General features: G+C 67.2%; 5 protein-coding genes. 2 read left to right on the plus strand and 3 right to left on the minus strand.

Annotated elements, in window-relative coordinates:
- Positions 1 to 13: 13 nt before the first annotated feature.
- The 3 genes from HMPREF3088_RS07025 to HMPREF3088_RS07035 all read right to left on the minus strand — a co-directional run bounded on the left by HMPREF3088_RS07025 (position 14) and on the right by HMPREF3088_RS07035 (position 4091).
- Entirely contained in the window at positions 14 to 1963 is a 1950-nt protein-coding gene (locus HMPREF3088_RS07025; RefSeq protein ID WP_070759056.1) for a penicillin-binding transpeptidase domain-containing protein, read from the minus strand.
- An 80-nt stretch (positions 1964 to 2043) separates the two neighbouring features.
- Positions 2044 to 2694: a LuxR C-terminal-related transcriptional regulator gene (locus HMPREF3088_RS07030; RefSeq protein ID WP_187441081.1), complete on the minus strand. Its 651-nt coding sequence runs from the start codon at positions 2692 to 2694 to the stop codon at positions 2044 to 2046.
- A 50-nt stretch (positions 2695 to 2744) separates the two neighbouring features.
- The gene (locus tag HMPREF3088_RS07035; protein WP_070759058.1) at positions 2745 to 4091 is read right to left on the minus strand and encodes a sensor histidine kinase; all 1347 of its coding nucleotides are present in this window, start codon (positions 4089 to 4091) and stop codon (positions 2745 to 2747) included.
- A 115-nt stretch (positions 4092 to 4206) separates the two neighbouring features.
- Here HMPREF3088_RS07035 and HMPREF3088_RS07040 point away from each other — a divergent pair, with 115 nt between their 5' ends.
- Together HMPREF3088_RS07040 and HMPREF3088_RS07045 are read left to right on the plus strand one after the other, a co-directional pair.
- Positions 4207 to 5214: an ABC transporter permease family protein gene (locus HMPREF3088_RS07040; RefSeq protein ID WP_070759059.1), complete on the plus strand. Its 1008-nt coding sequence runs from the start codon at positions 4207 to 4209 to the stop codon at positions 5212 to 5214.
- 102 nt (positions 5215 to 5316) lie between these two features.
- Positions 5317 to 6090 (plus strand): ABC transporter ATP-binding protein, encoded by a 774-nt coding sequence (locus tag HMPREF3088_RS07045; protein WP_070759060.1) that lies wholly within the window; start codon positions 5317 to 5319, stop codon positions 6088 to 6090.
- The last annotated feature ends 18 nt before the right edge of the window (positions 6091 to 6108 follow it).

Raw genomic sequence — 6108 nt, forward strand, 5'->3', positions numbered from 1 at the left:
CGGCACAGTTCCTTTAGCCCTCAGCGGCCGGGGTCAGCTGGTCCTCGCGCGGGGCGGCCGGGGCATCCAGGTGCTTGAAGAACTCCCCGGTCACCGCGGTGGCGTGCTCACTGCCGCCGCCGCGGACGATGAGGGTCGCGAAGGCGAGGTCGCCGCGGTAGCCGGTGAACCAGGCGTGCGAGCCGTCGTTGATCTCCGCCTCACCGGTCTTGCCGCGGACGTCGCCGTAACGGTCAAGCCCGGCCGCGGTGCCGTTGGTCACCACGTCCTGCATCATCGTCTGCAGCTCAGCGATCCTCTTCTTATCGAGCGGCTGAGGCCCGGCCGGGGCCTTCTTGTCCTTATCGGTGCTGCCCTTGTTCCCATTGGGCTTCTTTTCGGTGCCCTTCGGCTGGGTGCCCGGCTTCGGCTTGTGGGAGGTGATGAGGTACGGGGTCGGCATCTTCCCCGCCGCCGCGGTGGCCGAGACCAGCGCCATGCCGAAGGGGCTGACCAGGTCGTGGCCCTGGCCGTAACCGGCCTCGGTGCGGTCCAGCATGACCTCGCCGGTGGGAACCGAGCCGGTGAAGGTGTCCAGGCCAGGAATCTTGAAGTCCACGCCCAGGCCGAACTGCGCGCTCGTGGCCTTCAGCTCGCCGGGCTTGAGCTTGGTGGAGATGTCCGCAAACGTCGTGTTGCAGGAACGCGCGAAGGCCTGGCGAAGCGGTCCGTCGCCGAAACCGGAACCGTTGTAGTTCGTGACGATGCGTCCGCCGATGTCCTGGGTGCCCGGGCAGCCCACAATCGAATCAGGCGTGAGGTTCTGCTTCTCCAGGCCTGCGTAGGCGGTGATGATCTTGAACGTCGAGCCCGGCGGGTACTGTCCCTGCAGCGCGAGGTCGCCGTGCTCATCGGCCTTCGCGGTCTGCGCGACCGCGAGCACCTCGCCCGTCGACGGCCGCATGACGACCATCATCGTCTGGCTATCCGCCCGGGTATCCACGGCTCGCTGGGCGGCGTCCTGCACCTTCTTGGAGAGGCTGACCTGCACCGACGGGGCTTCCTTCGCCTCGTGCTTCTCCAGCTCCGTGACCTCGTTGCCCTCGGCGGTGGAAACGATAACCTTCCAGCCGTCGGTGCCCTGCAACTCGTCTTCGACGACCGCATTCACGCGGCTTAAGATGTCCGGCGCGAAGTTTGGGTCCGGGCGAACCAGTGCGGATTCATCGTTGAGACGGACCCCAGGCACGTCCCGCAGCGCACCACGCAGCCGCTGCCCCAGCTTGTCCTCCACCATGGCGACCGAGTAGTCGCCGTCGACCTTCTTGGCCTCCGCCGCGACCTTCTCCGCGTCGATAGCCGGTGCGTTCTCCCCACCCAGGGCGCTAACCTCGGCTGCGATGCGCTCGGCGGCTGCCCGGGCATCGCCGGCCTTGTCTGCGTTGAGGAAAATGCGCCACTTCTTCCCCGGCTTCATCAACACGGCACCGTCGGAGCCGACCACGCTCGCGGTCTCGGCAGCCACGGTGCGCAGCTCCAGGTGCTGATTAGCCCCCAGGCGCGGGTGCAGAACCGTGGGCTGCCAGCGGACCACCCAGTCCCCCTTGGACTTGGTGAGCGTCATCTGGGAGTCGTAGGCGAAACGGCGCTCACCCGGCAGCTGCCAATCCATGCGGTAGCTGGCGGTCGCGACGTTGTCCTGGGTGCGCACGTCCTTGAGCTGCGCGTCGAGCCCCTCGGCCTGCAGCTTGGTCCAGGTGTTGTCGATCTCCTTGGCCGCGGTATCCGACTTGTCCGTGATGGTCTCCGGCTCATTGCGTTCGGCCAGCCGTTCCAGGAACTCCGCCGCGGCGTCATCCGCCACATCCGGGCGCGGGGTGCACCCAGTGGCGGCCACGGTGACCCCCAGGGCGCACAGGAAGGCGAGGAAAATCCGACTCATAACCGTGTACGTTAGCACCGCATTTGCGCTGTTCATCGGCATGACACAGCCGAATTTTCACCCTGCTTAAGCGTGGAGTGGTGCCCACGGGGCCGCTAGGCGATGATCCTCGCTGGGCCTTGCTAGGCGATGATCCCCCGCTGGCGGGCCACAGCCACCGCCGAGGTGCGGTTATTGGCACCCAGCTTGCGGAAAACGTGCGAGAGGTGGCTCTTCACGGTGGCCTCGGTGAGGACGAGCTGACGGGCAATGTCCCGGTTGGATTTTCCCTCGCCGACCAGGGCCAGCACCTCGAGTTCCCGTGGGGTCAGCGCTTCGGTCGGGTTCGTCATCTGGCCCATGAGTTTTCCCATGATCTCCGGGGCCATGACGGACTCGCCACGGGCGGCACGTCGGATGCCGTCCAGCACCTCGGACGGCGGGGCATCCTTGAGCAGGTAACCGACCGCACCAGCGGACACCGCACCGACGACGTCCTGGTCGGTGGAGTAGTTCGTGACCACGAGGACCTGGGGGCCGTCGGGAATCGCGCGGATCGCCTGGGTGGCGCGCACCCCACCCGCAAGCTCGGCGCCAGCCGGTCCCTCCCCGAAACGCAGATCCATGAGCACCACGTCGATCTCCTGCTCGGTCCCCTGGAGTTCCCGGACCTGAACCACGGCCTCGTCCGGGTCGGCGATGGAGGCGACGACGTCGATGCCCGCAGCGTCCTCGGCGGTTTCGATGAGTGCCTGCAGCCCCACGCGGACGACGGGGTGGTCATCCACGATCATGATGTTCAGCCCACCCTGGGCTCCCCGAGCTGGAGTCTGTGCTGCGTGGTTCACTGTGTCTCACCTTCCCGGCGCGGGTGCGACCCGGCGCCATCGACCCGATCGTATCCGGTCGTGGGCACCGTGATCGAGATGCCGGTTCCCTCCCCGGGGGCGGACTCGATGGTCATCTCGCCGCCGAGGGCCTGGACGCGACGGTAGACGCCTGAGAGACCGAGGCTGCCGCCGGTAGCTCCGCGGTCGATGGCGTCGCTGGGGTCAAAGCCCGCGCCATTGTCGACGACGTCGAGGATGACGTCCCCCGGGTGGAAGGTCAGCGAGAGCTTGGCGCGGTCGGCCCTGGCGTGGCGAACCACGTTGGATACGAGTGACTGAGCGCAGCGCAGCAGCCCTTCCTCCACCTCGTCGGGCAACGGGCGGGGCGCGCCGTCCGTCTCGAAGCTCAGCTTCTCCCCGAGCGGGGTGGAGCTGGCTAGCCGTGCCAGGGCCACGGGCAGCGCTGCCCCCTCTAGTGGGGCGGGCTGCAGGGCGGCAATGATGCGGCGGGTCTCGGCGAGGTTCTCGGAGGCGGTGGTTTTAGCTAGCCGCACCTGGGTGAGCATCCGTTGGTGCACTGCCTCGATCTCCGGCTGTTCTGCGGGGTGCTGGGCGGCGGGCCGCTTTCCCCCGCTATCGGGCGTTCCCCCGGCCACGCTTACCCCTGTCTCGCCTACCCCAGCCGGGCTGGCTCCCGCCAGCTGGGACTCCACGGCGGTGAGCAGCATGTGGATACTGGATAGCCCCTGGGCCACGGTGTCGTGGATGTCGCCGGCCAGCCGCATCCGCTCATCGGCCTCACCCGCCTTGCGGGAGCTGGCCAGGGCCTCTTCGCGGGCCGCGACCAGGGCATCGAGGGCGCGTGCCTTGGCGGTGGCCTCCCGGTGCAGCAGCTGGAAACCGACCCCCAGGGTCCAGGCGACCGCGGCCCCAATGGTCGGTCCGGTCACCGCGCCGATGTTCCAGCCGATGTGGCCCACCAGCATCGTCACGACCCCGAGCGTGAGCGCGGCGACCACCGCCGCGGAGATCCTCGGGCTAAACACGTACACGGCGAGGAAGAACATTGGGAAGACCACGAATGCGCCCTCCAGCTGCCCGACGGACATCACCGCCCACGCCCCCACCAGCAGGGCGAACCAGGTGGGCGCGCCCACCCAGCGGGTGACGAGTCGTTGGATGCAGTAGATCACCCAGAACACCCCCAGCCCGACCCAGGTCATCGGGTGGGTGGCCCGCCAGGCCACGAGAATGAGCAGGCCGATCATCAACACCTGCAGGCCCAACCACAAGCCGTGGGAGAGCTTGTCGAGGGTCGCAGGCTGCGAGCTGACTGGGTGGGTGCGCGGGTCTTCCTTCACGCCTCCACCCTAACCCCCATGGCCTGGGGCTTTGGGGTGACTCATCCTTTCGTATGAGTCAAAGTCCACCCCCACAGCCGATGTTTTCCTCTCCCCGCCCGGCGAGCATAGAAGTATGTTCCAAGGTCTTAAAGAGCTCCGTTCCGCCCCCAGCCGCACTGCGCTGATCACCCTGACGGTTGCCATGATCACCGTGATGGTGACCTTCCTGGCTTCCCTCGCCGCAGGTTTGAAGTATCAGTCGGTGTCCGCGCTCCAGGACCGTCTGAGCGACGATCAGGTGCTGGTGCTCGAGGACTCCGGCACCGCGTCGCTATCCTCCTCCCGCCTCAGCGAGTCCCAGATCGACACGCTGCGCGAAGACTACGGCGCCTCCCTGCTCGTCGTCGCCCGGGAGCGCGTGGACTCCACCCCTGTGTCCGTGTTCAGCTCCCCTGATATCCCGCACGGTGTTGCGCAGGTTCCATCCGAGTTTGAGGACGACGCCCTCGCCAAAGCCTTCGGCACGCCAGGCAGGATCACGCTGGGTGGCAGCGATTTCCAGGTCGAGCGCCCCGACCGGGACCTCTACTTCGACCACCAGCCGGTGATCTTCGTGTCTGACGCCGATGCTGGGAGCCTGCGCACCAATTCCCTGGCAGCCGTCGTGGACGCCGAGGCGATCGATTCCGCGGGCGGGGCACCCGAGGGAACGGTGGCGCTGAGCGGCGATGACCGGTGGAATGCCTCGGCCTCCTATACCGGTGAGCAGCTCTCGCTGAACCTCATGATCAATCTGCTGTACGTGATTTCCGCCCTCGTGCTTGGCGCCTTCTTCATGGTGTGGACGATCCAGCGCCTGCGGGGCGTGGCGATCTCCTCGGCTTTGGGCGCCTCCCGTCGGGTGTTGATCACTGACTCGCTGGGCCAGGCCGTGGTCGTCCTCGCCGTGGGAATCTTGGGCGGGCTCGCGGTCACTGGCGGTGTCGGGATGGCCCTGGCCGACACCCTGCCGATTGATCTCACCGCGTCCACGATGCTCCAGCCGGCCGGGATTCTGCTGCTCGCGGGCCTGGCGGGATCCGCGCTCTCGCTGCGCCCCGTGTTGAAGGTCTCCCCGCGCGAAGCCATGGCGGCAGCCTAGGCATCCCACTGGCCGAGGTAGTGCCGCCACCCCGCTGACGCACAATCCTCGCCGCTGACTTCCCCGACGTACACCCCGACAACGCCTTCCAAGGAGAAAACCATGACCACCGCAACCTCGCACAGCACCCAGGCCCTGCAGCAGAAGCGCAATGCACGCTCCGGTTCCGGGCTCACGATGGATGCCATCACCCTGGAGGTCAACGATGGCGCGCAGACTCGCCGCGTTCTGGATGAGGTCTCCCTGCACATCGCCCCGGGCGAACTGGTGGGCATCACCGGCCCGTCTGGTTCCGGCAAGTCCACGTTGCTATCCGTAGCTGGCTGCCTGCAAGAACCGACGAGCGGCGAGGCCGTATTGACCGCAGCCGACTCCAGCGAGGAGTTGACACTCACCGGGCACTCCGCCCGCGAGGCAGCGCGCCTCCGCCGTGAGCACATCGGCATCGTCTTCCAGCAGCCAAACCTACTACCTTCCCTGCGAGTCAAGGATCAACTCATGGCGATGCTGCACCTGGGCTCCCCGTGGCCTCTGCAGCGCAAGGCCAAGCAGGCGGCTTCCCAGCGCGCCGACGAGCTGCTGGAGGCCGTGGGTCTGGGTGGCCTGCAGCAACGCAAGGTCGGCGAGCTCTCCGGTGGGCAGCAGGCGCGGGTCAACCTCGCCCGCGCGCTCATGAACTCCCCACAGCTCCTATTAGTCGATGAGCCGACCGCGGCACTGGATACCACCACAGCCACCCAGGTCACCGAGCTGATTCGACAGATGGCTCGGGAGTCCAACGCGGCGACCCTGTATGTCTCCCACGACCAGGATCAGCTGGCCACCCTGGACCGGGTAGTGACCCTCGTGGACGGCAAGATCACCGAGAGCCGCTAACCCCGGATAAGACTTCGG

Source organism: Corynebacterium sp. HMSC22B11, from assembly GCF_001815965.1.
GTDB lineage: Bacteria > Actinomycetota > Actinomycetes > Mycobacteriales > Mycobacteriaceae > Corynebacterium.